The 26,032-nt window shown below is 37.0% G+C and carries 22 protein-coding genes; 6 read left to right on the top strand and 16 right to left on the bottom strand.

Features of this window, described 5'->3' with window-relative positions:
• Positions 1-4: 4 nt before the first annotated feature.
• Complete coding sequence (locus C9I86_RS04935; protein ID WP_080157292.1) at positions 5-1,381, top strand: HAMP domain-containing sensor histidine kinase; 1,377 nt, start codon at positions 5-7, stop codon at positions 1,379-1,381.
• Between the two features lie 32 nt (positions 1,382-1,413).
• Here the strand turns inward: C9I86_RS04935 and C9I86_RS04930 are convergent, their stop codons facing one another.
• Entirely contained in the window at positions 1,414-2,382 is a 969-nt protein-coding gene (locus C9I86_RS04930; protein WP_199190745.1) for a LysR family transcriptional regulator, read from the bottom strand.
• Positions 2,383-2,462: 80 nt separating this feature from the next.
• On the opposite strand from C9I86_RS04930, the gene C9I86_RS04925 reads away from it, so the two are divergent.
• Together C9I86_RS04925 and C9I86_RS04920 are read left to right on the top strand one after the other, a co-directional pair.
• Positions 2,463-3,674, top strand: coding sequence for an MFS transporter (locus tag C9I86_RS04925; RefSeq protein ID WP_107275800.1), 1,212 nt, complete (start codon positions 2,463-2,465; stop codon positions 3,672-3,674).
• 395 nt (positions 3,675-4,069) lie between these two features.
• Positions 4,070-5,716, top strand: coding sequence for a SulP family inorganic anion transporter (locus C9I86_RS04920; protein WP_080157288.1), 1,647 nt, complete (start codon positions 4,070-4,072; stop codon positions 5,714-5,716).
• A gap of 148 nt (positions 5,717-5,864) precedes the next feature.
• Here the strand turns inward: C9I86_RS04920 and C9I86_RS04915 are convergent, their stop codons facing one another.
• Both C9I86_RS04915 and C9I86_RS04910 read right to left on the bottom strand, forming a co-directional pair.
• Positions 5,865-6,485: an HAD-IA family hydrolase gene (locus C9I86_RS04915; protein WP_080157287.1), complete on the bottom strand. Its 621-nt coding sequence runs from the start codon at positions 6,483-6,485 to the stop codon at positions 5,865-5,867.
• 102 nt (positions 6,486-6,587) lie between these two features.
• Complete coding sequence (locus C9I86_RS04910) at positions 6,588-7,031, bottom strand: hypothetical protein (RefSeq protein ID WP_080157286.1); 444 nt, start codon at positions 7,029-7,031, stop codon at positions 6,588-6,590.
• A 326-nt stretch (positions 7,032-7,357) separates the two neighbouring features.
• Here C9I86_RS04910 and C9I86_RS04905 point away from each other — a divergent pair, with 326 nt between their 5' ends.
• Positions 7,358-8,302 (top strand): DMT family transporter, encoded by a 945-nt coding sequence (locus C9I86_RS04905; protein WP_080157285.1) that lies wholly within the window; start codon positions 7,358-7,360, stop codon positions 8,300-8,302.
• An 84-nt stretch (positions 8,303-8,386) separates the two neighbouring features.
• On the opposite strand, the gene C9I86_RS04900 is transcribed toward C9I86_RS04905, so the two are convergent.
• Positions 8,387-8,620: a hypothetical protein gene (locus C9I86_RS04900; protein WP_080157284.1), complete on the bottom strand. Its 234-nt coding sequence runs from the start codon at positions 8,618-8,620 to the stop codon at positions 8,387-8,389.
• Positions 8,621-8,948: 328 nt separating this feature from the next.
• Between C9I86_RS04900 and C9I86_RS04895 the strand changes: the two genes are divergently transcribed.
• A complete protein-coding gene (locus C9I86_RS04895) occupies positions 8,949-9,251 on the top strand; it encodes an antibiotic biosynthesis monooxygenase (protein ID WP_080157283.1) in 303 nt (100 codons plus the stop codon).
• 96 nt (positions 9,252-9,347) lie between these two features.
• Here C9I86_RS04895 and C9I86_RS04890 read toward each other — a convergent pair whose 3' ends face one another.
• Together C9I86_RS04890 and putA are read right to left on the bottom strand one after the other, a co-directional pair.
• On the bottom strand, positions 9,348-10,049 hold the full coding sequence (locus C9I86_RS04890) for an aldehyde dehydrogenase family protein (protein ID WP_107275799.1): 702 nt from the start codon (positions 10,047-10,049) through the stop codon (positions 9,348-9,350).
• Between the two features lie 3 nt (positions 10,050-10,052).
• Positions 10,053-13,202, bottom strand: a complete 3,150-nt coding sequence (gene putA / locus C9I86_RS04885; protein ID WP_107275798.1) for a bifunctional proline dehydrogenase/L-glutamate gamma-semialdehyde dehydrogenase PutA — start codon at positions 13,200-13,202, stop codon at positions 10,053-10,055.
• A gap of 251 nt (positions 13,203-13,453) precedes the next feature.
• On the opposite strand from putA, the gene C9I86_RS04880 reads away from it, so the two are divergent.
• Positions 13,454-14,089, top strand: a complete 636-nt coding sequence (locus tag C9I86_RS04880; protein WP_107275797.1) for an SDR family NAD(P)-dependent oxidoreductase — start codon at positions 13,454-13,456, stop codon at positions 14,087-14,089.
• 439 nt (positions 14,090-14,528) lie between these two features.
• Here the strand turns inward: C9I86_RS04880 and ykgO are convergent, their stop codons facing one another.
• The 10 genes from ykgO to C9I86_RS04815 all read right to left on the bottom strand — a co-directional run bounded on the left by ykgO (position 14,529) and on the right by C9I86_RS04815 (position 25,772).
• Positions 14,529-14,663 (bottom strand): type B 50S ribosomal protein L36, encoded by a 135-nt coding sequence (ykgO, locus tag C9I86_RS04870; protein WP_080157270.1) that lies wholly within the window; start codon positions 14,661-14,663, stop codon positions 14,529-14,531.
• 882 nt (positions 14,664-15,545) lie between these two features.
• Positions 15,546-16,106, bottom strand: a complete 561-nt coding sequence (cyaB, locus tag C9I86_RS04855) for a class IV adenylate cyclase (protein ID WP_107275794.1) — start codon at positions 16,104-16,106, stop codon at positions 15,546-15,548.
• Between the two features lie 125 nt (positions 16,107-16,231).
• Positions 16,232-16,864 (bottom strand): HD domain-containing protein, encoded by a 633-nt coding sequence (locus C9I86_RS04850; protein ID WP_107275793.1) that lies wholly within the window; start codon positions 16,862-16,864, stop codon positions 16,232-16,234.
• Positions 16,865-17,083: 219 nt separating this feature from the next.
• Complete coding sequence (locus C9I86_RS04845) at positions 17,084-18,793, bottom strand: L,D-transpeptidase family protein (RefSeq protein WP_107275792.1); 1,710 nt, start codon at positions 18,791-18,793, stop codon at positions 17,084-17,086.
• A gap of 486 nt (positions 18,794-19,279) precedes the next feature.
• Complete coding sequence (locus C9I86_RS04840) at positions 19,280-20,272, bottom strand: 5'-nucleotidase (RefSeq protein ID WP_107275791.1); 993 nt, start codon at positions 20,270-20,272, stop codon at positions 19,280-19,282.
• A 368-nt stretch (positions 20,273-20,640) separates the two neighbouring features.
• On the bottom strand, positions 20,641-21,300 hold the full coding sequence (locus C9I86_RS04835; protein ID WP_107275790.1) for a hypothetical protein: 660 nt from the start codon (positions 21,298-21,300) through the stop codon (positions 20,641-20,643).
• Entirely contained in the window at positions 21,293-22,159 is an 867-nt protein-coding gene (locus tag C9I86_RS04830; RefSeq protein WP_107275789.1) for a hypothetical protein, read from the bottom strand. Before C9I86_RS04830 ends, C9I86_RS04835 begins: the two co-directional genes overlap by 8 nt.
• Before the next feature lie 814 nt (positions 22,160-22,973).
• A complete protein-coding gene (locus C9I86_RS04825) occupies positions 22,974-23,429 on the bottom strand; it encodes a YaiI/YqxD family protein (RefSeq protein ID WP_080157251.1) in 456 nt (151 codons plus the stop codon).
• 125 nt (positions 23,430-23,554) lie between these two features.
• Positions 23,555-25,150, bottom strand: a complete 1,596-nt coding sequence (locus C9I86_RS04820; protein WP_080157764.1) for an ABC-F family ATPase — start codon at positions 25,148-25,150, stop codon at positions 23,555-23,557.
• Between the two features lie 145 nt (positions 25,151-25,295).
• The gene (locus tag C9I86_RS04815; protein ID WP_080157250.1) at positions 25,296-25,772 is read right to left on the bottom strand and encodes a VF530 family DNA-binding protein; all 477 of its coding nucleotides are present in this window, start codon (positions 25,770-25,772) and stop codon (positions 25,296-25,298) included.
• Between the last annotated feature and the right edge of the window lie 260 nt (positions 25,773-26,032).

The raw sequence follows: 26,032 nt of genomic DNA, 5'->3' as shown, positions 1-26,032 counted from the left end.
AATAATGAAAACACGCTCAATAAAAAGAAATCTCATTAATTCTATCTCAGCGATTTTTGGTTTATTTATTATCATTGTATTTACCTTTGTTGATGTCAGTGTTGATGACTGGGTTCAGCAACAATTCAAAATAGAATTAAAAGAAAAAACCAGCCAAATTAAAATCTTAGCTCATGAAGACATCACATCCCGACTGGATAATCCTGGGAGTAATTATGTTTATCAAATCTGGAAGAACAACCAAACAATCAAACGTTCAGCATCCCTTCGCCCTTATCCTGAATTAGACTTAGTTCATCCTAAAATCCCAGTAAATTCATATCGATTGGTTGATGTAACAATGCCAAACAATGAGTCAGGACAAGCACTACTATCTTCATATATTCAACGAAATAAAGATGGTTCAAGTGACTATATGTATATTACAGTCTCCACATCAACGAAGAGTCTGGATCGTATTACAGGTATATTAGATATATTACTCATTGGCAGTTTTTTATTATCTATGATAATCATGAGGATCGTTGCTAAAAAAATTGTTCAGCAAGGCTTACATCCTTTAGAATCGTTAAATAGACAAATTAAAAAATTCAACAATAATAACGCTTATTCAAATAGCAACTTTTCATTTTACGAGCAGAAACATTATTCAGAAATAGATTTAATCATTAAAGAATTAAATAACTTTCTTATAATTCATCGCAATAGTATTGAAAATGAAAAGCGAATCACATCTGATATTGCTCATGAGATAAAAACACCTATTGCAGAGCTCATTACGTTAACTGAAGTCCACCAGCGCTTTCCTAATGATGCTAGATTAGCAGAAACATTTACTGATGATATTTTACAGATTTCTAATAGAATGCGAGTCATTGTTGAAAATTTATTATTACTTCAACGTACATCATCAACCATTGAACTCTACAAAGAGCCAATTGATATCACCTTATTACTAAATAGCATTCAGCATGAACTTACGTTTAAATATCAAAATATAACTAATAGAATACAACTTAAAATACAACTAAATACAGTAATTATTGCCGATGAATTTAGCTTAAAAACCATTCTAACTAATATTATCGATAACGCATTATTTTACAGTCCATTGGCCTCAAACATTCAAATAAATGTACTAAATAATCAATACAATATCATTATCGAAGTGATCAATGTTGCAACGATTAACTATTCAGAAACTGAGATCAAAAAGTTAGTTCAACCTTTATATCAATACGATAGTTCAAGATCAGATGATAATCGCTACGGCTTAGGGCTATCTATTGTTAATAATATTTGTAAGATTAATCAATACCCATTATCAATCACACAAACAACAAAGGGTGATTTTATCGTTACAGTATCTATTGCTAAATAAAGAGAATAAAACCACACCTTATCGATAGGTATCTACAGATTAGAATAATCACCGTTAGGATCTATTCCGATCATTTGTTGGATCCCTATCGTCATGACTTCCATAAACAACCGCAATCTTTTCGAATAATAATTTGAATAGGGATAAACAAAATAAATAGGTAATGGATCTGCTTGCCAATGTTCTGCCATATGGACAAGTTGGCCGGTCAGTAAATAAGGTTTAACTAACCATGATGATATTGCACCGATACCAAGCCCACCTTTAATACACTCCAATGCTGAATAAAGATTATCGGTTGATAGAATCGGATCAAGCCCTAATACCGATAACTCATTTGATAGCGTATTCTTTAGTATTAGCTCATGATTATAAAATGTACTAACCGCGATCCAAGGCCATTGCTGTAACTCAGAAATATTCTTAATATCACCGTGTTTTTTTATTACCTTCGGTGCTGCAACAATAATACGTGGCACATAGCCGATCAGTTTTGCCACAACATTGGGATTTGTAATCGCACCAACATGAATAGCACAATCAATATTGTCAGCAAGAAAGTCAGGTGATATATCATTCAAGAGCCAATCAATACGCATTTCAGGATAAAGGGTTAAATATTCCATTAACGGTTTGATTAATTGTTGCTGTCCAAAAGCATGTGGCGCTCTTACTCTCAATCGGCCTTTAATTTTTGCAGTATCACTCCCTACCGAATCTTCTAATATCGACCACTGCTCTAATAACTGCTTAGCATGCTGGTAGCAAGTGTCTCCCTCATCGGTTAATTTTAACTGGTGCGTCGTGCGTAGCATTAGCTTGCACTTAAATATCTGTTCTAACGATTGTAACCGTCGACTAACGGTAGGTTGAGTCGTCTTTAACTGTTTAGCTGCAGCACTTAAACTTCCAGCTTCAACAATTCTCACCCACGTTGTCAGTAACAAAATACGATCGAGATTTTTAGGGTTATTTATATTCATACGCTGAGTGTATAACAATATTACGATAACGCCCTCTATAAAAGCACGTTCTGTTCAGGCATATTCCTATCGAACATTTTTCCACTCATGGATACACAATGACAGCGCAGACCAACATAATAAAAAACAATGAAATATTACCGCTTAAACAGCTTTTTGGCTTATCCGTTGGCGCAGGGTTTAGTGTCGCTTCAATTTATTATAGCCAACCTATCATTGGCTTATTATCACATGCATTTCAGTTAAAAATCAGTGAAGTCGGACTGGTTCCAACGTTAACGCAAATCGGTTATGCGCTAGGTATTTTTTTTCTAGTTCCTCTTGGTGACATGATCAATCGAAAAAAGCTGATCATTACTAAATTAGGGTTGCTTTGTGGTGCACTGGGCTTATGTAGCCTTAGTGCCACTTTTCCAAGTTTATTAATAACAAGCTTACTCATTGGAATATTAGCAACAACAGCACAGGATATCGTGCTCACAAGCACTGCAATCGTACCACCCAGTCAAAGAGGAAAATCAGTTGGTATTGTCATGACAGGCTTATTGTCAGGCATACTCTTATCGCGCGTCTTTAGCGGTATTATTGGTCAATTTTGGGGATGGGAAGCTATCTTTCAACTAGCCGCTGCCTCTATCATGATGTTAATGGTGTATTTTTGGGTTTCATTACCCACTATGCCGGCTCAAAACACACTTACTTATCAACAGATAATGCGATCATTAAAACCATTATGGCATCAATATCCGCAATTAAGACAATCAGTTATCGCTCAAGGATTACTATCAATTGCATTTAGCGCATTTTGGACAACCCTCGCGGTATTTTTATTACATAACTACAACTTAGGCAGTGCCACTGCGGGGTTATTTGGATTAGCTGGAGCCGCGGGGGCTATCGCAGCACCGTTAGCTGGCGGGCTAGCCGACCGTTTAGGTGCAAATAAAATACTCTTCTTGACGATTAGCATTGTTATATTATCGTTTATCGCGATGTTCTTTATTCCATTACTCGCCATACATTTTCAGATCGCGTTTTTAGTTGTGTGTGTCATCTTGTTTGATTTTGGTATTAACGCATCGTTAGTATCACATCAAACGATTGTTTACAGCCTAAAACCTGAAGCCAGAGGACGCCTTAATTCGATCTTGTTTACATTTGTATTTATCGGCATGGCAATAGGATCAGCTTTCGGCGGCTATCTTTACCAGCATGTAGGATGGAACGGCGTTTTAGTGCTTGCTATCGTAACGCCATTAATCGCATTAATTGTTCGATTAAAATCAAACTCAAGTACTCACGCAGTCTAAATCTTTCTAGCAATGAAGTGATGAGGTAATACTCTTCACTTCATCTTAAATAATACATCGTATATTCTATATATCCAGTATGTTGATCCCATTACTCACTGACTATTTTAAAGCCTTGTGACACATAAAATTATGTCACTCGCTTCATTTTGTTTATAAAATCATTATTATAGTATTTTCTTGTCACAAGTATCACCTAACCATATGAAATATAAAAGAAGATCATCTACAAAATAAGATAATCATTATTGCTTTTATCTGTGACTATAATGCATTTATCTTCGTCAATTCAAAGTGTTACCAAGATCTTTCTGAATTATCTATTTTGACATTCCTATAAAGAATGAGATTATGCACGCCGATTATATAACGTCATCTTGATATCGGAGTATCAAATGCAAAATAGAGTACATAATATGATGACGTGGCGTCAGGATATTTTTGCAGGATTATCCGTCGCTGCCATTGCCCTCCCCGCTCAAATGGCGACCGCACATTTAGCTGGGTTTCCTGTTATTTATGGATTATACGTTTTTGTTGTATCCAGCCTTGGCTTTTTCATTTTTGGTAGTAACCGTTATTTATCTTGTGGTGCAGATTCAACCATCGCCCCTATTTTTGCAGTGAGTCTTGCCAGTTACGCCACATTATTCAGCGTGCAATATATGGCATTAGCGTCACTATTAGCATTGCTTGTTGGAGCGATATTATTGGGGGTATATATATTTAAATTAGGTTGGGTGGCTAATTTATTGTCTTATCCGGTCACACTAGGGTTTTTAGCCGGTGTGTCGATTCATATTATTGTTAGCCAATTACCGTCAATATTAGGTTTACCACACAGTTCAGCATCGCCATTTCAAACGCTTTACCACTTAGCGCAACACATCACACAACTGAATCTTATCACGACATTCATCGGTGGCGGCGTGTTTGCCTTTATCTTCTGGTTTAGTCGCCAATATAAACGTTTCCCCGCAGCACTGATTGCCTTGGCTATCAGTATCACCATTGAAATGGCCTTAAATGCAAAGAACATTCATATTCCAACCTTATCAAACCCGGCTGGCTTTGAACTTCATTGGGCTTTTATTGGTTTACCTTGGCATCAAGCATTAACGATTTTTCCATTAGCATTATTAATCGCAATGATTTGTATCGTTCAAACCTCTGCGGTATCAAGTACCATTAAAGATCGTAATACGACCCCTAACTTTAACCGTGACTTTGCTGGCATCGGCTTAGGTTCTGTATTATCAGGTTTAATTGGTGGCTTCCCTGGAAATGCGAGTCCACCACGTAGCATGTTAATTCAACAAGGTGGTGCGCATTCAAAATGGGCGGCGTTATTTTCAGCGGCGGTTATTTGTGTGGTTTTGTTATATGCACAAAGCGCTTTTCATCTGATACCTAAAGCAACATTGTCCGGTATTTTAGTGTATGTCGGTTTAAGTATTTTCAAATGGAATGAAATTAAACGTATCTATCATCAAAACCGTCAAGAATTCTATTTATGTTTAACAACCATCTTGATGATCGTGACTTTTCGTATCGATATTGGCGTCATGTTTGGTGTTTTCTTATCATTACTACATAGTATATTTATTATTACTCGCCCAAACTGTGAAGAATTATTTCGAGAACCACACTGTGATCACTGGGGACACCGTTCACGTTTAAATCCAGAACATAACTTATCCGCAGAAGAAGATGTTGCTGTACTTCACTTTTCAGCACCTTTATATTTCACCACTTTTTCATACTTTGAAGAGCGTATTTTAAACTTAGCCAATACCCGTCCTCTATTGCGTTTAGTCATTATTGATGCCAGCAGTATTAGTGATATGGACTTAACTGCTGTTGATAAAATTGAAGTATTGAATCAAAAACTAGCTCATCGAAACGTCACATTACTGTTTGTTAATATTGAACATCCACGATTTAGGCGTTTAGTTAAGACAACTAACTTATTGGCGATATTAGATCAAAAAACAGAATATACCAGTATTGAGGCTGCAATTACTGCGTATCGTTCAATATAAGAAGAAACAAAAGAGATAAGAGATGGGACAGCCATAACTTACGCTGCATAAAGTATAACCAATTAAAATGCCTTAAAATTGGTTATCACAAAATAGCGATCTTATGGGTGTCCTGTCTTTAAGCATTAACTGTCTTTTTTGATGTATTTTACATCGCTAATAATGCGAGAAGTTGTTGCGGCTTATCTATAATATAATCAGGATTTTTATCGAGAAGCGCTTTTCGATTGTTATATCCCCATGTAACCGCAATACTTTTAATATTAATTTTTTTAGTTGCTTCAATATCACGGGTTTCATCACCAATGTAGTACACATCATCGGCAATAAATTTATTCTTATTGATGATCTTTTTTATGATCCCAGATTTACCAAAGATACTTGACTTAGAAAAGACAGCATCAAACTGAGTAATATTATTTAAACCAAGAAAAATATTAATATTTTCTTCCGAATTAGAGCTCAATATAAAGAGTTTATGCCCTTCTTGTTTTAAGCTTTCAAGAACAGAAGCAACCCCTGTAAATATTTTTTGCTCTTTCATTCGTTTAGTAAAATCACCACGAATTCGATGAGCAATAATGGGTATTTGTAATGGTGATATACCGAGATAGTGAATTATCTCTTTGCTGGTCATGGCTCGACATAGTTCAATATCCTCATCATGAATATATTTAAAATCATATTCATGGTGGATCTTTCTCATTACATCAATATACAAATTAAATGTATCTGCAATTGTTCCATCAAAATCAAAAATTAATACCATTTATAGCAACCACTTACACTTAACTTAACTTAACTTAAAAAATACAACAAGGGTTAGGATACGTGCCAATGTTACGGCACATATCCAATCTAATACGTAATATTAGCTATTTGCTTGTTGTTGCAATACTTTCTCAGCTTTCACTAAATCAGCAAAAGTCCAACCCACCGCTTCAGTTTTACTCATTAATTCACAGATATCAGCGATTTGAAATACATCTTCTGAATTATCAGTATAAGTAACCACTAATTGCTGACCTTTCATATCCCAAGCTTCGGGATCTTTTTCACCAATTAGGCCGTCTAAATAATCACCTAAGCAGCAATGCACCACAAAAAAGTGCTGCATTTGTTCTTCTGAAACACCAAGGATGATAGCGGCTTCAACATAGTCATACATATATGTATCTGATTCAGTATCCACAAAAAACTTAGAACCTTCAGCATCCCAATACTCAAAGTCTGTCACTTTAGCCGCTACATAACACTCAATCGCATTAACAACGACACAGTAATCACCAACCATTGACTCATATTTGTTAGACATAACGACCTCTTAAATGATGTTTACACATGTAAACACCTAATGACCGAGCAATTATACCCAATACAAACAGTGATGAAAGCTAACATGAATAATTAAAATAATAAAAAACACACTAACCTAATGAATATTAATCGTTTTAACATTCAAGCATCTAATTAAAAGACGAGGAAAATATACATAAAAGAGGATTTTTATAAATATACAGATTAATGAAATAAATATAGATGTCAGCTCAATTACTTATCATTTGATATTTATCATACAATATTGCTCGTGCTTCACTTATATTGCTTGAGATTTATATCATTACATAAAGAACAATCATTATGACTAATAATAAGCTTGGCCTACTTTACAGTAGTATTACACTTTTATTCTGGGGAATATTGCCTATAGCACTAAAACTTTCTGAAAAATTTATTGATGCAACATCATTAAGTTGGTTCCGTTTTTTCATTGCTTTTATTGTTATTTTTATTCTTCAACTAACCTCTAATAGTTTGCAACAATTTCGAAAAATAACACTAAAAGAGATAATTAAACTGCTATTTGCTGGTATATTTTTAACACTTAACTACGTTACTTTTGTGTTAACATTAAAATACTTATCGCCAGGTGAAGCACAATTAAATTTTCAAGTTGCCCCTTTTTTCCTTGCTTTTGGTAGTCTGTTATTTTTTAAAGAACGCTTAACGGCAATCCAACTTTCTTGCCTCTTTACATTAGCCGTTGGCATTATTCTTTTCTTCCATCCCAATCTTAGTGGACATATTAATACAGGAAGTAAAGTTCTAATTGGTGTTGGCATTATTGAATTTTCAGCATTATCTTGGGCGTGTTATACCCTATTGCAAAAGTCATTAATGGCGAAATTATCAACGTCGAACGTTTTACTGTGCGTATTTGGGGTGGGTATGGTTCTCTTAACACCATTGACTGATTTTACGCGGCTATCAACATTGTCAGGCTTTGATTGGAGCATTGCTTTATTTTGTGCACTCAATACGTTAATTGCTTATAGCGCATTAGCCAAAGCATTGGTTTTCTGGCCAGCAGCTCAAGTGAGTGCTGTTGTTGCCGTAGCGCCAGTGATTAGCTTTATGTCAAGCGCATTTGTTGTCACCATGGGATGGTGGCCAAACATTATCAAAGCGCATTCTCTAAGCTCATTATCAATTTTAGGCATTATTGTTATTGTTGGCTCAGTTGCAACCATGCAATTATTACCGCATTTATTGAAAAAAAGTAAGCCTATTGAACAGCTTAATTAATTATTCATCACATCATAATTAACAACAAAAAGGGTGGCTCATTAGGCCACCCAGCAAACATGCCATTAAAAAGTGTGAAAACGACTACATCGCTCTTTCTACATTAGATACATAATCTGGCAAATTTGTTACATAAGGTGCAAACCATGCCCCTTTAATACAATGTGATTCACAGTCTACAATACAAATATCTTCACTTTGGCTTTCAACAACACCGAGAATAAGACCATCGGCTTCACCAGTAACATTAATTGATACATCAAACCAGTATGTAGAGCTCTCTTTATTACAATCTTTACCAGAAAAAACAGCCTTCATTTGTCTCTCCAAATCACAAATTCATTAACGTGACTATCAAGCTAAAAGATAGGAATGATCTCGTGTAACCATCTGAATATAATAATGATTATGCTATCTATTCGCTTGAACTGGCATCAGTTTATACCTTGAGAGAATCACCAACTTAGTCATTGATCACAAAATAGAAGAAGCATTAAAAAACGAGTAATCTTATGGGTGTCCTATGTTTATTTTCTCTGGTGTTCTTTTTTAGCAAATACATATTCTATTTTTATCAATGGTCAATTAGGCCGTTGATATGATAATAATAATGACTATCAGTAGTAAAACTCACTAAGGACATCGTATGTACATTGCAATGAACCGTTTCAAAATTCGTTTAGGTTCTGAACAAGAATTTATCGATATCTGGAAAAATCGTGATACTTATCTAGATACTGTCCCTGGTTTTCAGTCATTTGATTTACTGCAAGGGGCGTCTAATGATGAATATACTCTGTTTGCATCTCATTCAGTGTGGCACTCTCGCCAAGCATTTGAAGATTGGACACAGTCAGAACAATTCCGCAAAGCCCATGCTAACGCGCGAGGCAACAAAGAGATCTATTTAGGTGCACCAAACTTTGAAGGGTTTGAAAGCTGCCTTTAATCTATAAAAATCATAGCTGACATAAAGCCCTTACTACGTAAATGAACTGAAGATCCCATTTAGAAATGGTCAGTTTATTCATTAAGGGCTTTTTATTTATCCAATATCCCCACTTCCTAGTTCTAACAAGGTTGCATTTCCCCCTACCGCAGTAATATTAATCGTGCGTGTACGTTCAGTAATAAACCGTAAACAATAACGCTGACTGCCAATAATAGGCAGTGTGATACCATCAAGTTCAACAACTAATTGAGCCAATAATCCCTCTCGTTGTGCTAACTGCCGCGCCAATTGCTGCGCACCTTGAACATCACCACAATAAGCAACACCAGCCGTTGATGGGTGCTGAACTAACGCATCTAGTGTGCTATCACTGACCACGGTGATCACATTAGTGAGGATCTCAACGTGTTCAAGTTGAGCAACAATTCGTTCGGCATACTGAGTATCCGCCAAACACACTAAGACTGAATTGCCACATACCAATGCTGCAGTTAATTGACCGACAATTGCTTCTTCGGTTATGCCCTCTTGCGCAGTAACAATAAAAACACCTCGCCCACCACAATAAAGGGTATTGCTCTCACCTGTTGGTCCGGGCATTAATGTCTGTTTAGCGATATATTTCAGCGCATTAGCACATTGAAATTTAACCATTGCGGCAGACTTTAGCGGCAGTTGTTGTGCCCAACCTTGTAAAATTTCAGCTCGTGCTTCAAAACCAAGCTGATTCCATAACATCATTGCAGCATGGCTCGTATCAATTAACCGCTGCACTGTAGCTACATTATGCTGCATCAATTACTCCTTATGATAAATAGGTTGCACACACTCTTGAGTAAAACGGTATAAATAATTCGGCCCGCCTGCTTTAGGGCCTGTTCCTGATAATCCTTGCCCACCAAACGGTTGAACACCGACAGCAGCACCAACTTGATCTCGATTGATATAACAATTTCCCACCTGAGCACGTTGCTCGATATCAAAATAAGTGTATTCATTACGACTATGAATTGCCATCGTTAATCCAAATCCGGTCTGATTTATTTGGTCAATAACTTGATGTAATTCACAGGATTTAAAGCGCACCACATGCAAAATAGGGCCAAAATGCTCTTGTTGAAGTAAATCAAGATTATTAATTTCAATGGCTGTCGGAGGAACAAAATCACCAAATTGACACTCTGAGGCCAAGGGTGTTTGTGCAATTAATGTTGCTTGATGAGTTAATGTTTCAATATGAGTTAGTAGCTTTTCACGAGCGACGGCATCAATCACGGGGCCAACATCGGTGCTATGGTATTGAGGACAACCAACACTCAGCTCAGCCATTGCGCCTTTGATAAGCTCAATCACTCGATCTGCAATATCAGCTTGAACAAACAATACCCGTAAAGCAGAACAACGCTGACCCGCAGAAGCAAATGCCGAACGAATAACATCACGCACCACTTGTTCAGGTAATGCAGTGCTATCAACAATCATGGCATTTTGCCCTCCCGTTTCAGCAATCAACGGTACTGGTGCACATTCCCTTGCTGCTAACATACGGTTTATTGTTTGTGCTGTTGGGGTCGAGCCCGTAAATACCACACCAGCAATGCGTTCATCGGATAATAATTGTGAACCTATCTGCGCGCCACGCCCAGGTAACAGATGAATAACCCCTTGTGGTAGCCCTGTTTCCAACAATAACTCAATCGCGCGATAAGCAATTAATGACGTTTGTTCCGCAGGTTTTGCAACCACAGTATTACCAGCAGCGAGTGCAGCACTGATTTGACCAATGAAAATAGCTAATGGAAAATTCCACGGACTAATACAGACAAAAACGCCCCGTCCTTGATAACGTAATTGTTGCTCAATGTCGTCATAAGTAGTGATCTGTTGTGGTGATTCAAAATTAAGGATTGCTTGTTGAGCGTAATAACGGCAAAAATCCACCGCTTCACGTATTTCATCAATCGAATCTTGAATGGTTTTTCCCGCTTCACGGTGACATAACGCAACTAATTCATGCTGGTGTAACGCTAATTTATCAGCTAGTTGTAATAAATAACTGCATCGAACAGAAGCGGAAGATGTAGACCAATTAGCAAACGCATCAGCCGCCTGTGTTATAGCCATCTCGACATGTTCTTCATTGGCAAAGATGACTTTACCGACAACATCACGGCGATCATAAGGTGCAGTTACCGTCATTATTTCTGCGATAACATCACTCATCAAATGAAATTGAGGTAACGGTCCAGCTTGCCATTGATACTCAGAAAAAGCCGTTACTGCCGCATTATATGGCTGCCATTGCGATTCAATATCAATATTAATCGCAACTGAATTACAGCGCTCAGCACCAAAAATATCAGACGGTAAAGGAATCAAACTATTATGTAATGTTGAATGTTTTTTCAGTGTCTCAACAGGATGCTCAATGAGTGCTTCAATAGGACAATCAGCATCAACGAGCCGATGAACAAACGAACTATTAGCACCATTTTCTAATAATCGCCGCACCAAATAAGGCAATAGATCTTTATGACTACCAACGGGAGCATAAATACGCACCGCAACATTGTGCATCGCCATCGCATGGTTATACAGCGCATCTCCCATACCATGTAAACGCTGAAACTCAAACTTATCATGTGTAGCCATCGCAACAATAGCACTCACAGTATGAGCATTATGGGTAGCAAATTGAGGATAAATAACCCCTTTGAGAGCGGGAGATAACAACAATCGTGCACACGCTAGGTATGATGTATCAGTCGCTTCTTTACGAGTAAATACCGGATAAGCGCTATACCCTCCTTGCTGACTTATTTTCAGTTCACTATCCCAATAAGCACCTTTGACAAGTCGCAATGGAATACTATCACCCTGTTGTTTAGCTAGTGCCGCCACCCACGCTAATACAGCTAAGGCTCGCTTTGAATAAGCTTGAACAACAATGCCAAATTGCCCCCAACCTTGCAGTTGTGGTGATTGATATAACTTTTGAAATAATAACAGTGAAAGCTCTAATCGATCGGCTTCTTCAGCGTCAATCGTAATTCCAACATTATGTTCACGCGCACAACACAATAATGACAATAACGCGTCATACATTTCAGTAACGACGCGTTCGGTGTTAGCAACATCATAGCGAGGATGTAGTGCAGATAACTTAATAGACACTGTCGAATTTAAGGAATGATGAAGCGCCCCATCGGTGGTCGAATAACTGTCACGCCCGACTGCAACAATCGCCGTCATATAATCTTGATAATACTTAGTGGCATCATCAGCGGTTAACGCTGCTTCACCTAACATATCAAACGAATAACTAAAGCCTTGATCGCGCTTTAACTGCCCTTGCTTCATTGCCTCGGTGATATCACGCCCTAATACAAACTGATGACCCATAATTTTCATGGCTTGGTGCATGGCTTGGCGGATCACTGGCTCCGACATTTTATTCACTAATCGATTAATAACATCCACAGCAGAACCATCTTTCGATATCTCTAATCCGACAACTTTTCCAGTTAACATCAACCCCCATGTCGAGGCATTTACAAACAAAGAATCTGAATGTTTAAGGTGAGATTTCCAATCCGCAACGCTTAATTTATCCCGAATCAAAGCATCAGCCGTCGCGGTATCAGGAATACGCATTAATGCCTCAGCTAAGCACATCAATAGCACTCCTTCTTTGGTGTCTAAGCTATATTCAAGCAACAATGCATCTATCATTTGAATCGCATTTTTGTCCGCGCGAACACGAGCAATTAATGCTGTCGCATGCTGATCCATATCTCGATGTTCTTGTAATGACGGTGTCGCTAACGGTATTAATTGCGCTAACCACTCTGACTCATCAACCGCATAGTGAGGAGAAATCAACGCCCACAACCGATCAAGAGGCTGTTCAATAAAAGATGGCTGTAAAACATCAGCGGCATTAAACATAATAAATTCCTCGATATAATCTGCGTTATAAATCAGCTTTTGTGGCGTGATTATCTTTCTTTAACTATGACACTACCTTTTAATTACTACACTACATAACAAAAAAGTAACAATATGAGGTCAATATCAAAATATTCCAATAAAAGATATTTGAGTTTTTATTTAATTTGCGAGGCTTTCATTCATTACGTGCTGGCTATTTTTGTATAAACATGCAAACTATTATCATTATCAACAACAAGACTGTAATAATGAATAATATAGCCATATGGGGTGCAAGCAGTGGATTAGGTGCAGCCATGGTCGACTACTTCCATGAGCAAGGCTTCAATGTGATAGCCATTGCCAGAAACCCAACCAAAAACCCTCACATTGCACAATACGATCTGATGTCTATTGCTTGCGATGCGACAGATAAAACACAAGTTGAGAATACAGTCGCTATGCTGCCTGACAATACGCTCAATATTTCAACAATGGGCAGCTTTCATGCGGATATCCCTGTGGATTATATTGGTCATCGTTATTTGATTGATACGCTTGAAAAAAGCACCTCAAAGCGCCTATTACTGGTTACATCTTTAGGCTGTGGCGATTCATGGCAATTTATGTCAGATCGCGCTAAAAACGTCTTTGGTGGAGCATTACGAGAAAAAACACTGGCGGAAGCATGGCTTAAAAGCAGTGCATTGAATTTTACGATCCTGCGTCCGGGTGGGCTTAAAGATGGAGCGCCAACACACCACGGTCAGTTATCACAAAATGAAGAAGTACATGGAGCGATTACTCGCGGAGAAGTGGCGCGATTAAGCCATGAGTTACTGTTAAATAACGATAGTATTCATCAAACATTTCAGTGTGTAGATCCTAGTATCGCGCCTTACTAAACATCACAACTCACAGCAGTAAAATACAAGGAGGTAATGCCATGCTTACCTCCTTTATGAATTCATCACTTTGATACCAAAAAGAGTAAATAACCCACCAGTAATATAATTAATTTGCCCAGAAACACGCGCATAAACGTTTTTGGCTGATTGATGTGAAAAGGCGAACACTAAAAACAGATGCCAACTAAGTGTGATTAACGACATTGTTAACATTATTGCCAAAAGCAACATCGAATGCATATTTTCAGGTATAGAAATACTAAACAAACTAACCACAAAAAAGCCTGTTTTCGGATTAAATATCCAATAGCAAAAAAGCCCCCATCTTTAAAATGAGGGCTTTTGGGGGCGAATTTTTGATCGTTAAAATAATATTTATCTAACGCTATACTATTAATAACAAAGAAACTCTGGTTATCCCTGCTATTTTTAAGCGCTATTTTTTCTTACCCTGCACTGCTTTAAATCTTGGATTAGATTTACAAATCACATAAATACGACCACGGCGTTTAACCACCTGACAGTCTTTACTGCGATTTTTTGCACTTTTCAACGAACTAAGAACCTTCATTAACTTTCACCCTTTAACATCATAATGTTGTTGTCTTAACGAGCCGTCTTATCAGCCAATTAAACAGCGTGTAATTGCCATAGTATTGAACGCTAATAAGACCCTCCCAACAATAGTTATGTTATAACATAACAACAAGCACACAGTAAACATAATAAAAAGAGGCAAGAAGAAAACGAAGGCAACCATGATAACAATCGTTATGGTTCCCTACAGCTCTTACTAAAGCTTTATTACAGGAAATAAAATTAATAGATGTTTACCTAATGGCAGATAATAATGAGGATTATCCGTTTTCTGGACTGGGATTTAGAGACAATTCTGTTTAAAGGTAAAATTATGCTACAAGTTGTTTTTTATTATTTTCAAACTAACACTAACATTTTGCTCATTCGTATTAGATAAGACCATATCATATCTCTTTGTCGTTATTTGAGAACTGTATAGTCGCATATATTCATTTAATGTAAATATCAACTTACTATTTACACTAATACTTCCATTTTGTTTTATTGTATTTAAAGAATATGTAATTAACACTTCATCATTCTTAATTGGTATAATCATAATTGAACTAGTACATAACTGAACATCACCACAAGTCATAAAACTTTCTTCAGTTGCTGATTTTAAAAAACATTAACGTTATGATTTACTATATTATCCTTATATTCATAACTAATATTAAACAGCGCGATATAATCAGCCCCTTTAGAAAGCCCACTATCAATTATAGATTCTTTAAACTCTTTCGAGAAAGAAAGAGATGAAAATAAGAATAAAAACACATAAAATATATTTTTAGACCATATTAATACATTAATAATAAATATATCCCCCATCATAATTATGCTTATTTACTACATATAATAACAATTAGTATTATTTATTTTTGACACAGATTTCAAAATACATTTGTCGGTAAGAACGATGTTCTAGATCTATTGCACTCAAACCAAACTTATTGGCTAATATAACCAATTCAGCTCGATAACCATCAAGTAAACTTTCATCATCAGTCATAATGGCAAATTCAGCGAAGTCACCTACCCCATCAAGATGATCGACAGTAATATGAAACTTACCCACAAAATAAATACTGCGGGTTTTCTTCATCGCCAATACAATTTGATAACCCATTGTGGTAAGCATACTTTGTGCTTTATTGACATCAGTAATATTTACGGCTTCACAGCGATCAGCTTCTGGTCCTTTTACGATCCAAAGCTTAATGCCTGACGGTGCCATTTCACGAATGCAAAGGCTTTTATTTTCAGCTAAAAGCTGTTGTTTTGGGGTATCAAAATAACAATCAGATTCTATATTATCTTGAAGCATAATTTCATGCGGCATTGATTTTAATATCGCTAAGAACTGAGATATATACTTCAATCGATATTTAAGTTCGACTTCAAATTTACCACTAAAATGATCTGAAACCATCATTGCTACTTACTGAATTATAAAGAGCGCAGATTAACACACCAACCCAAAGGTTTATGTTAACTATGTATGATTACTATTGATAACAAAAAACCAGTTGCTTTAAATAAACAAAATAGCAGTGATTAAACCTCATTCGCAAGCTGATCTAAATAGCTCTGCATAAAGCTCATTCTTTTTGTAGCTTCTTCTTTCGCCGAGTGGGTTTGCATTGTGTCTGCAAGTTTTAATAACTTGGTATAAAAGTGATCTATGGTGTAAGTACCATCGTCAGGTTCTCGATTGGCGCAGAAAGGATCAACTGTTGAATATAATGTTCGCCCAAGAGTTGTACTCACTTGAAGGCACCTTACAATTCCCACCGCACCTAGCGCGTCGAGCCTATCCGCATCTTGAACAATTTTAGCCTCAATCGTCATTGGTTTTACATTGGCGCTGAAACTATGAGCGACGATTGCGTGGTGTATCTCTTGCCAATATTGTTTGGGATATCCAATTTCATTCAAAAATTTAATTGCCTTTTCTGCTGCGAAGAATGAACTTTGATTACGTTGAGAATGTCCTTTGGGGAAGGTGAAGCAGTCATGTAAATATGCAGCAGGAATAGCAATGTCAGCGTTTCCGCCTTCTTGTTTACTCAACTGTTTAGCTGTCTTAACGACTCGCAGCACGTGATTAATATCGTGTGCCGCATCAGTAACCATTTCCGTTGAGATGAACTCAAGCAATTGTTTTTCAAATACTTCTAAATTACCCATCTACACCTCAAGCCGCTAACCAACAATACAGGACACCCACATCTATATGCTTTCAAGTTTCAACATACTAATAGTAGATTCCCTACCGTCCACACAAATATTCACAGTTGGTAATGACGATAGGCAGCTCTAATATTACACCAAATAATAACCTTGGTTCTGCCTACTTTATTGCATAAAGAATTATGGGTGTCCTATGTTTTGGGTGATGTTTATTTTTTAGCTACTTTGGCCATTCAATGCCAACTTAATACGTTGATGCGTACGGTAGTTTGGAGTCGAAATAAATTGATTCTGAATTGGTTTAGCTCGAGGGTTATCATAACCGTAGATATCATGGCGCATCTCTAACTGGCCATTAGGTGTTACCCAAGCTGTTAAATAAGCCACATCAAGATTCACACGCACCTTTAAGCCAATCTCACGGTGCTTGTTCGAATTAATCATATCGTCGACAGAGGGCAAACTTGGCATATTTTGATAAGACAAAATAATTTTCGCCATCTCACGAGGTTTTTGTACACGCATACAACCAGAACTTAAATCGCGATGATGACGTTTAAACAATGGATATTCTGATTGTGACTCGTCATGCATATATACAGAGAACGAATCAGGCATCAAGAAGGCTACCCGTCCTAAAGCATTCTCAGGGCCGGGATCTTGACGGAATTGGTGCGTAAAGGTATGCGGATTTACCGTTGCCCAATCAATTGAACTAGGTGGCACAACAGAACGATCACTCCAACTGTTAATCACATCCATGCGGTTATTATTTAAGAAATTAGGATTAGCTTTAGCTGATGGAATAGTGTTCTGCACTTTGATGGTTTCAGGCACATACCAATAAGGGTTAATCACAATCGTATTAATGTATGACTGAAACAAATTGGTTGGGCGTTTTGGCATCCCATCGATAATTTTCGATTCAAATATTGGCTTTTGATTATCGTATAGCGTCATTTTGAAATCAGGAATATTAACAATAATTTGCGGGCCATTCCCTTGCAATTGCGCAAAACGTTCTCGTTGTAAATTCAATGCCGTAATACGCGCTAAACTTGAATACGGACGTATTAATTGACTCACAACGTCAGGTCCTATAATGCCATCCATCTTCAAACCATAATTACCTTCAAAGGTTTTTATCGCTTGATTCATCACTCCGGTATTTGTAATCGTCGCTTGATCAATAATCTGTTGATACTGAGGCTGAGTTAAATAGCCTAAATTCCAAAGCACTGTCGCCACTTTAGGACCATAAGGGATGGTGTCACCGAGGTAAACAATCTTATCAAAGTGAACATTACTCGAATCAAGTGGATTAGCAGGTAAACTTAATAGATGGTTGATCACTCCCATTGTTGGAACAAACTGCGAAGAAGGAATAAGAGAATTGATCTTTTGAACCGTTAATGGGAAATAACTCTGCACCATTTTTAATGTCAAAGGCGCCAATGTTACTGGATGTGAGTTGTATAATGGTCGAGGATCTTGCATTAATTGATGCACATAATCCACGTAAACTAGATACGTATCGGTTAATAACAGATCATATCCGCGCTGATCTGGCAATACTGCTAATTTCTTCAACTCTATTAAACGTTGCTTCATGCCTGGTAGCGTATTGGAATCTGCCAGCGCTTGTAATTGCGGCATGATCGCATTGACAAGCACTGGGTTTAACCAATATGGCATGAAGTTATTTTTGGCATACAGCGCATTCAAAATACTACCGTTACACACTTTGACCGTTGAGTTTGAACACAAAGATGCGGTGCTATTCACTGTAACACCATCTAGAACATGTAAATCTAACGTATTGGTCACCGCATTATCAGCAGCCAAAGCTGATCCACAGGTTAGTAATGCTGAAACGGTCATTACTGAACGAATCAATGTCGTTATTTTTTTTCGATTAAATTTCATTCAACGGTCCTTTACTAAAAAAGTAAGAATATGCTTTTTTAGAATTAAAAGCATTCACCATTAAAAGTGACAAAGATTTCAAGAATGATGAGTAAAAAGTTAAAAAGGAGCCGATTACGATCTATTTATAACCAAATCGAACACAAAACACATACAGCAATAGCTATTTGGTGAAACACTGGTGATCGGCACTCCACCTTCTAGCTAGTATTCATTGTTCAACTAAAGCTTATTCACAGAGCACCGTCAGTATTAAACATACTGAATTACAGTTTTCTTTAAGGAATTACTTCAACGGATTGGGAGTAAAGAATTATGCATAACAGCGCCAATATGACATTGGTTATTATCCGTGATCTCGGAAGTTGAGGAACGAAGCTATCCGTGATCTACTCAACCCGAGATCGAGCCTTAAAAGACACCAGTGAAATCGTTATTCTACGGCGGATTAAAGGATATATAATTCGAAGAAATGTTATGGGTGTCCTATATTTTTATTTTTTTAGATTGACTATTTTGTGTCGTTTTTAGCTTGTTTAAAGGAGAATCCGTTCTATATAGAACTTTTCCACAAGGAACAACCAAAGATGAATGCTCTAAATGAACATCTTGGTCGTCGAAAAATATGTGTGCTCTAAATGCCTTTAAAATGTTACTTTTTTCAACACCACCTAAAAAGAAGGCCTCGTCAACATACACTCCCCAACTTCTTAATGTTTTAATAACGCGCATTTCTGAGGGACTATTTCTTGCTGTAACAATAGCGATACGAACGGGTGATAGTTCAACACTCATTGGGAGTCTTTCTTGCAATTTTGCCAATTTAATAAGGAACTTTGCGAATGGACCTTCCTTCATCGGAGTATTTTGCGCGATATTTTCATGCTCATGAAAAGCATCCATACCTTTATTTTTATATACAAGTTCGCTTGTCTCATCAAAAATAACCGCATCCCCATCAAAAGCAATCCTAACTTGGCCATCAGGTATCTCACATCTGTAAGTTGGAGGAATAGATAGAACGGCAGAAGAACACGAACCACTATCAATCACCATTTGAGCATCAGATTCATTTGTGGTCAGGAAAAGATCAACTTCAAACGCTTCTAAATAATCTGCGCCAGATTCTCCCGCGGTAAAAGCAGAGCGAGTAATATTTAATTTGTGATCTCTAATTGCATTTAAAACTCGCATACCTGTTTCAGGGCTATTTCTAGACATAACAACCACTTCAACCAATGGTTTTTGTCCTTTACCTTGATATAAATTTAAACTTAAAAGAGCTTTAACTAAAGGAAAACCAACACCTTCATCTAATCGTTTTTCTTCATTTTCCAACATATATTGCTTATATATTTCTATTCCATTTTGAGGGTCTTTAGCAACCTCTTCTTTAAACAGTTTGTCTGCATCAGATAAGTCAAATAATGCCGTTGCGGATATCCCTACAACTAAGGTATTTTCAAATGTAGTAGCCACATTACTCTCCAGAAAACTAACAAAATGTATGTGTGAAATATTTATAGCTTTAAATGTAAAGTAAAAAATAAGTTAATATGATTCATAGTATAAATTCAATTAATAATATAATAATTGAACTTGATCGTATAACTTAGTAACGAGAGACTGGACACCCATATTTATACTCGGGTAAATAGATGCCCTATCGCTCCCTCAAGCATTCATTGTAGGGAATAACAATTGTCAGTTCAGGTAATAGCGTTAATTATTATCTATTTTCTGAAACAGAAAATTATGGATGTCTTATATTTTTCTCGGACTTATCTAACACTTCGTATATGTATCGGATACGCGACACATATCCTTATCTGTTACATGCTGAATAACTATATATCACCAAATTTAGCTGTAGAACCTAAAAGTGTCTTTTCAGTCAGGTAGTATGGAATAAAATTTGATATATAGTAAGTAAAATTTCTCCATTGAATAAAAATCACACAACAAAACACAGCAGTAATTAATAAAAAATCTATAATTTGAATGTTAATACCACCAAGTGATAATGCGATAACAATTGAAAATAACATTTCACCTGATGCATGAGTAGATTTTATATACGTTCTAGATTTTTCAAGTTCTTGTGATACATCTCTTGATACATAATAATTAATCAAATTATCGTTAGACTTAGCTTTATCCACATTTTCGATTATTTTTTTCGTATATTCATCAAAGTTAGTTGACTTCGAAAGCAATTTAAATACATATTCACTTAAACAACCATAAAGCCACCTTGTTAAATAAGTAAGAATCAAGCACATAAATAACTGCTGAATCGTCACACTCGATAGCAACCCATTTTTAAAATCAAAGATAAAACTTACTTTAATTTTACCAACACCATCAACTAAACGTGCATTATTTACAACGTTGTATATATACAGTGAAAGCATAAAGATAAGTAAAATAATAAAACGGTGAATTGGATATTTTGACATTAAGTCTTCAATATATTTCTTTTGAACCGCTTTAGCTAACTCATCCATCGCACAAACCTAGAAAATAAATATCACCTGCAATAGGGTCAAATGCACCATACTCAATAAAAGGTGAACCATAAAATAGAAATTCAGAGTCAGTTTCAAAAAATGGTATTACACTGTTGAGCATTTCTTTATTTATAAAGAAAAGATTGGCAACACTGTCACTATCTTTATTAACAATTTTAGCGCTTTTATTAAACTTGTCCATTTGTGACAATTGCGCCTTATAAATTACTGGTTCTCCTAAAGCTTTCTTTGTAACTGTATTATGAAATGCAGTAGCCGTCTTTTTGTTAAATTCAAATATTTGAGTGTTTTTACTACCAGTCAAAGCTAATTCAAATGTGCTATCCCCCGCACTTCCTGCCCGAATCAGTGTTAGTATCTGATCAATTTCACGCGAAATGGCTCTGTCTCCATAACGTCTAATTACTGACACATCAGGATTCTCAATAATGTCATTAAAGTCTCTTGGAGTTAAAATACCTTGTTCAACTTGAACAATTCTATCACTGACTGACTCTTCAAGTTTTAATGCTTTTTGTAAACCATCTTGTTTGGCATCATTTACTGCACTATTAATAGCAGAGGATACGCGATCAATAATGTTGAGCGTTAAAGGGTTAGACGTTAAAAAATCAAGAACATATCCGCCTTCTTTAGGCTCTTGAACAAGCAACTCGACATCATAATGATAGGCTTGACGCATTTTAGCGTATTTCCATAACTTACCATTACGATCTTCTAAATATGCTCTATCAATTGAGTTTTGTAAATGAGTCAATGTCTTTGCTAGTGTTCTCATCGAAACTTGGTGATTTGTTGCAATATCACCATCAAAATGGATTTGTACTACACCCAAAATACTACTTCCCTAAGAATTTAAATTAAACCAATTTGAAACATGCAATAAAATATTAATAAGCATTCGCATCTTTATGCAAAAATACTTATATACTTCGCCAATCTTATTCTATTTAACTCATAAATATAATGAACTTGATTGCATTATTTTGTTTCAAAATGTTTATAAGAAATGTAGAAAGTGAAAAATGTATTTAATCAGTATTATTAAAAACGAAACTCAATCTAAAAATCACCATGGCTCGTTATAACTATTTAAATAAACTGTAAATGAAATTAATCAAAAATAACGTTAATACGTTATAAATTAATAAAAACACTAAGAAGAAATAGAGAAAAAACGTGTTAGATTCATATTTCACACCAGTGTGATCACCAAGCCGATCAGCCTGCAACACACTCATATATCTAAAAACTATAATGTTCCATATTCGTATTATTTAATATTTCAACACGCGGTGAATAGATCCCCTATCGCCCTCACGGGCATTCACTGTAGGAAATGACGGGGCTGGATGGATTATGCAAAAGTTCGATTTACGTAGTTTCAGATAAAGACGTCATTCGCACTATGTAAAATTTCAACACGCGGTAAATAGATTCCCTATCGCCCTCGCGGGCATTCACTGTAGGGAATGACGGGGTTAGATGAATAGTTTCATGATAGCTCTTGCAGGATATTCAATATTTGAAATAACAAAACGGAATAAAATTATAGGACTAAGTAGATTTAGCAGAAAAATAAGAAGAAATGTGAATACAACTGAAGGGAAAAAAGGAGGTAAAACTGAGTTCACCCCCATAGCTATAACTTATTGTATCTTATGGTTTTTAGCCAAGAAAGCATCAAGCTTATTAGCGAAATTTTGGCGGTCAGCTTGCGTTAATGCAGACGGTCCACCAGTCTGAATTCCGCTGCTCCGCATGGTTTCCATGAAATCACGCATTTGTAGGCGTTGCTTGATGGTGTCTTTGGTGTACATTTCGCCGCGTGGGTTTAATGCGTGTGCGCCTTTGGTGATCAGTTCATCAGCCAAAGGAATATCAGCGGTGATCACCAAGTCCCCTACTTCGCATTCCTGAACAATATAATTATCTGCAACATCAAAGCCTTGCTCTACTTGAATCGAGCGTAGAAATGGTGATGGTGGTGTACGGATATATTGATTCGCCACCAGCGTTACACTTATTTTGGCGCGATCTGCTGCGCGAAAAAGAATCTCTTTTACAACGTTTGGACATGCATCTGCATCAACCCAAATTTTCATAGGTTTCCCTTAAATATTGAGATTACGTGAATGAACACGTTAAATTTATCTATAAAAAAACCGCCCTTAATAAAGGCGGCTTTTATTTAATTCTTTGGCTTAGGCCGCTTGATTAATAGTGAAACTTAACCAATTAGCGCTTTCTTAGCAATGTACTCATCGTAAGTGCCGTGGAAGTCTTCTACGCCATCTTTAGTGATCTCAATGATGCGTGTTGCAACAGAAGTTACAAATTGACGGTCATGAGATACGAACATTAATGTACCTTTGAAGTTCTCTAACGCAAGGTTAAGTGCTTCAATAGATTCCATGTCCATGTGGTTTGTTGGTTCATCCATTAATAGGATGTTAGGACGTTGCATGATTAGCTTACCAAACAGCATACGACCTTGCTCACCACCAGAAATCACTTTAACTGATTTCTTAATGTCATTTTGTGAGAACAACATACGACCAAGGATACCACGAACAACTTGCTCGTCGTCGCCTTCTTTCTTCCACTGACCCATCCACTCTAGTAGTGTAATATCTTCAGCGAAATCAGCACTGTGATCCTGTGCGTAGAAACCGATATTGTTATTTTCAGACCACTTAATCATACCTTCCATTGGGTCCATTTGGCCCGCTAGTGTATTTAGGAAAGTTGATTTACCAATACCGTTTTCACCGATGATCGCAATGCGCTCACCCACTTCTACCAATAGGTTAACGCCATTGATAAGAATGTTATCGCCGTAACCTTGTTTTAGGTTCTCAACTTCAAGTGCGTTACGGAACAGTTCTTTTTCCTGATCGAAACGAATGAATGGAGATTGGCGGCTAGATGCTTTCACAGCTGTTAGCTGGATCTTGTCTAATTGCTTTTGACGAGATGTAGCTTGCTTAGCTTTAGATGCGTTAGCAGAGAAACGGCTTACGAACGTTTGTAGTTCAGCCATCTGTGCTTTCTTCTTCGCATTATCTGCTTGAAGTTGATCACGAGATTGCTCTGCTGCGATCATGTATTCGTCGTAGTTACCAGGGAACAGACGCATTTCACCGTAATCTAGGTCAGCCATGTGAGTACATACGCTGTTTAAGAAGTGACGGTCGTGCGAGATAATGATCATTGTGCAGTTACGTGCAAGAAGGATCTGCTCAAGCCATGCAATTGTATGGATGTCCAAGTTGTTCGTTGGTTCGTCAAGAAGCATGATGTCTGGGTTAGCAAACAATACTTGAGCCAATAACACACGCACTTTAAGACCAGGAGCAACGGCGCTCATAAGACCAAAGTGTTGATCTTCAGAAATGCCAAGACCTAAAAGAAGTTCGCCTGCACGTGCTTCTGCTGAGTAGCCGTCCATTTCTGCGAATTCAACTTCAAGATCAGCAACACGCATGCCATCGTCTTCAGACATATCAGGCATCGCGTAAATACGATCACGCTCTTCTTTCACAGTCCATAGTTCTTTATGGCCCATGATTACAGTATCGATAACACTGTAGTTTTCAAATGCAAATTGGTCCTGACCTAATTTCGCCATACGCTCGTTAGGATCAAGTGAAACAGTGCCACCAGATTGCTCTAGTTCGCCACCCAAGATTTTCATGAATGTCGATTTACCACAACCATTTGCGCCGATCAGGCCGTAACGGTTGCCACCACCAAATTTAACTGAGATGTTTTCAAATAATGGCTTATCGCCAAATTGCATTGTGATATTAGCTGTTGAAATCAATGTACTGTTTCCAAAATTTGTGAATATATCAAGCATTAAAAAAGCCGCTCAATATAGGCGACTTTTTCTCTAAATTGTTGTCTAGTATAGCAGCTTTCGTGACATACATCACCCTAAATTAGTGCTGCTATTTAGTAACTAATGATTAACGACGCGATCGACCGCCGTTATTGCGGCCACCATTACGACCACTGTTAGAACGTTCTTTATGTGCTGATGCCGCTTTTGCTTGTGATAACAAAATAGACTCAACAGTGAGTTCCATTGGTGTTTTTGGTGTAATGCCGTGGGCAAATGTACGCATACGTGGCGGTAATTCAAATTCAGCCGCAGAAGCACGAGGCATACGCTTAAAGCGAGACAGGTAAAAACCTTCTACTTTTTCACGTGCCCACTCTGTTTTCTTCAGGTATTTAACGCTACTTGCAATAGACGGTTTGGTATTGAAACAGTTCATACGCATTGCTGTATCAAGAATTTCCCAACCGTAATGATCAACAAGTTCTGTTAGCATTTTCTCTAAGCTAAGACCATGTAATGGATTATTTTGCAGTAATTGCTGCTCTAGCGTCAGTTCTTTTACTTTTTTTTCTGATTGTGGTTGTTGATCTAATTCTTGCATGTTAATTCCTAACAGAGACTCACTGAGTGGCGCGCATTATACTGATAATAGCAAAATAATCATTAATAAAAAAAGAGAATAAAAAAAGCGAGCACTATACTTAATGCTGATCAGTTAAGCCCAAAATGATCAATTGAACGATCCTGTAGATGTGTAAAAATCCAAGTGTATTTAATGCACTTGGATTTTTTTATGTTTTTAAGACAAGCACTTGAACAGATACATGCCTTCTCAGCTGATAAATTAAACGGCTTATCAGA

The sequence above is a fragment of the Photobacterium sp. NCIMB 13483 genome, from assembly GCF_003025475.1.
Taxonomy (GTDB): Bacteria; Pseudomonadota; Gammaproteobacteria; order Enterobacterales; family Vibrionaceae; genus Photobacterium; species Photobacterium piscicola.
This window is presented reverse-complemented; position numbering and strand designations above follow the sequence as displayed.

Coding starts and splice junctions, on each gene's coding strand:
- putA (WP_107275798.1), bottom strand. CDS start 13,202: ATGTTTAATGCCGCTGATGTTTTACAGCCATCTTTTATTGAACAGCCT.
- C9I86_RS04915 (WP_080157287.1), bottom strand. CDS start 6,485: ATGGTATTAATTTTTGATTTTGATGGAACAATTGCAGATACATTTAAT.
- C9I86_RS04890 (WP_107275799.1), bottom strand. CDS start 10,049: ATGCAGCATAATGTAGCTACAGTGCAGCGGTTAATTGATACGAGCCAT.
- cyaB (WP_107275794.1), bottom strand. CDS start 16,106: ATGGTTTCAGATCATTTTAGTGGTAAATTTGAAGTCGAACTTAAATAT.
- C9I86_RS04935 (WP_080157292.1), top strand. CDS start 5: ATGAAAACACGCTCAATAAAAAGAAATCTCATTAATTCTATCTCAGCG.
- C9I86_RS04905 (WP_080157285.1), top strand. CDS start 7,358: ATGACTAATAATAAGCTTGGCCTACTTTACAGTAGTATTACACTTTTA.
- C9I86_RS04835 (WP_107275790.1), bottom strand. CDS start 21,300: ATGGATGAGTTAGCTAAAGCGGTTCAAAAGAAATATATTGAAGACTTA.
- C9I86_RS04845 (WP_107275792.1), bottom strand. CDS start 18,793: ATGAAATTTAATCGAAAAAAAATAACGACATTGATTCGTTCAGTAATG.
- C9I86_RS04920 (WP_080157288.1), top strand. CDS start 4,070: ATGCAAAATAGAGTACATAATATGATGACGTGGCGTCAGGATATTTTT.
- C9I86_RS04910 (WP_080157286.1), bottom strand. CDS start 7,031: ATGTCTAACAAATATGAGTCAATGGTTGGTGATTACTGTGTCGTTGTT.
- C9I86_RS04880 (WP_107275797.1), top strand. CDS start 13,454: ATGAATAATATAGCCATATGGGGTGCAAGCAGTGGATTAGGTGCAGCC.
- C9I86_RS04825 (WP_080157251.1), bottom strand. CDS start 23,429: ATGAAAATTTGGGTTGATGCAGATGCATGTCCAAACGTTGTAAAAGAG.
- C9I86_RS04815 (WP_080157250.1), bottom strand. CDS start 25,772: ATGCAAGAATTAGATCAACAACCACAATCAGAAAAAAAAGTAAAAGAA.
- C9I86_RS04925 (WP_107275800.1), top strand. CDS start 2,463: ATGACAGCGCAGACCAACATAATAAAAAACAATGAAATATTACCGCTT.
- C9I86_RS04850 (WP_107275793.1), bottom strand. CDS start 16,864: ATGGGTAATTTAGAAGTATTTGAAAAACAATTGCTTGAGTTCATCTCA.
- ykgO (WP_080157270.1), bottom strand. CDS start 14,663: ATGAAGGTTCTTAGTTCGTTGAAAAGTGCAAAAAATCGCAGTAAAGAC.
- C9I86_RS04895 (WP_080157283.1), top strand. CDS start 8,949: ATGTACATTGCAATGAACCGTTTCAAAATTCGTTTAGGTTCTGAACAA.
- C9I86_RS04900 (WP_080157284.1), bottom strand. CDS start 8,620: ATGAAGGCTGTTTTTTCTGGTAAAGATTGTAATAAAGAGAGCTCTACA.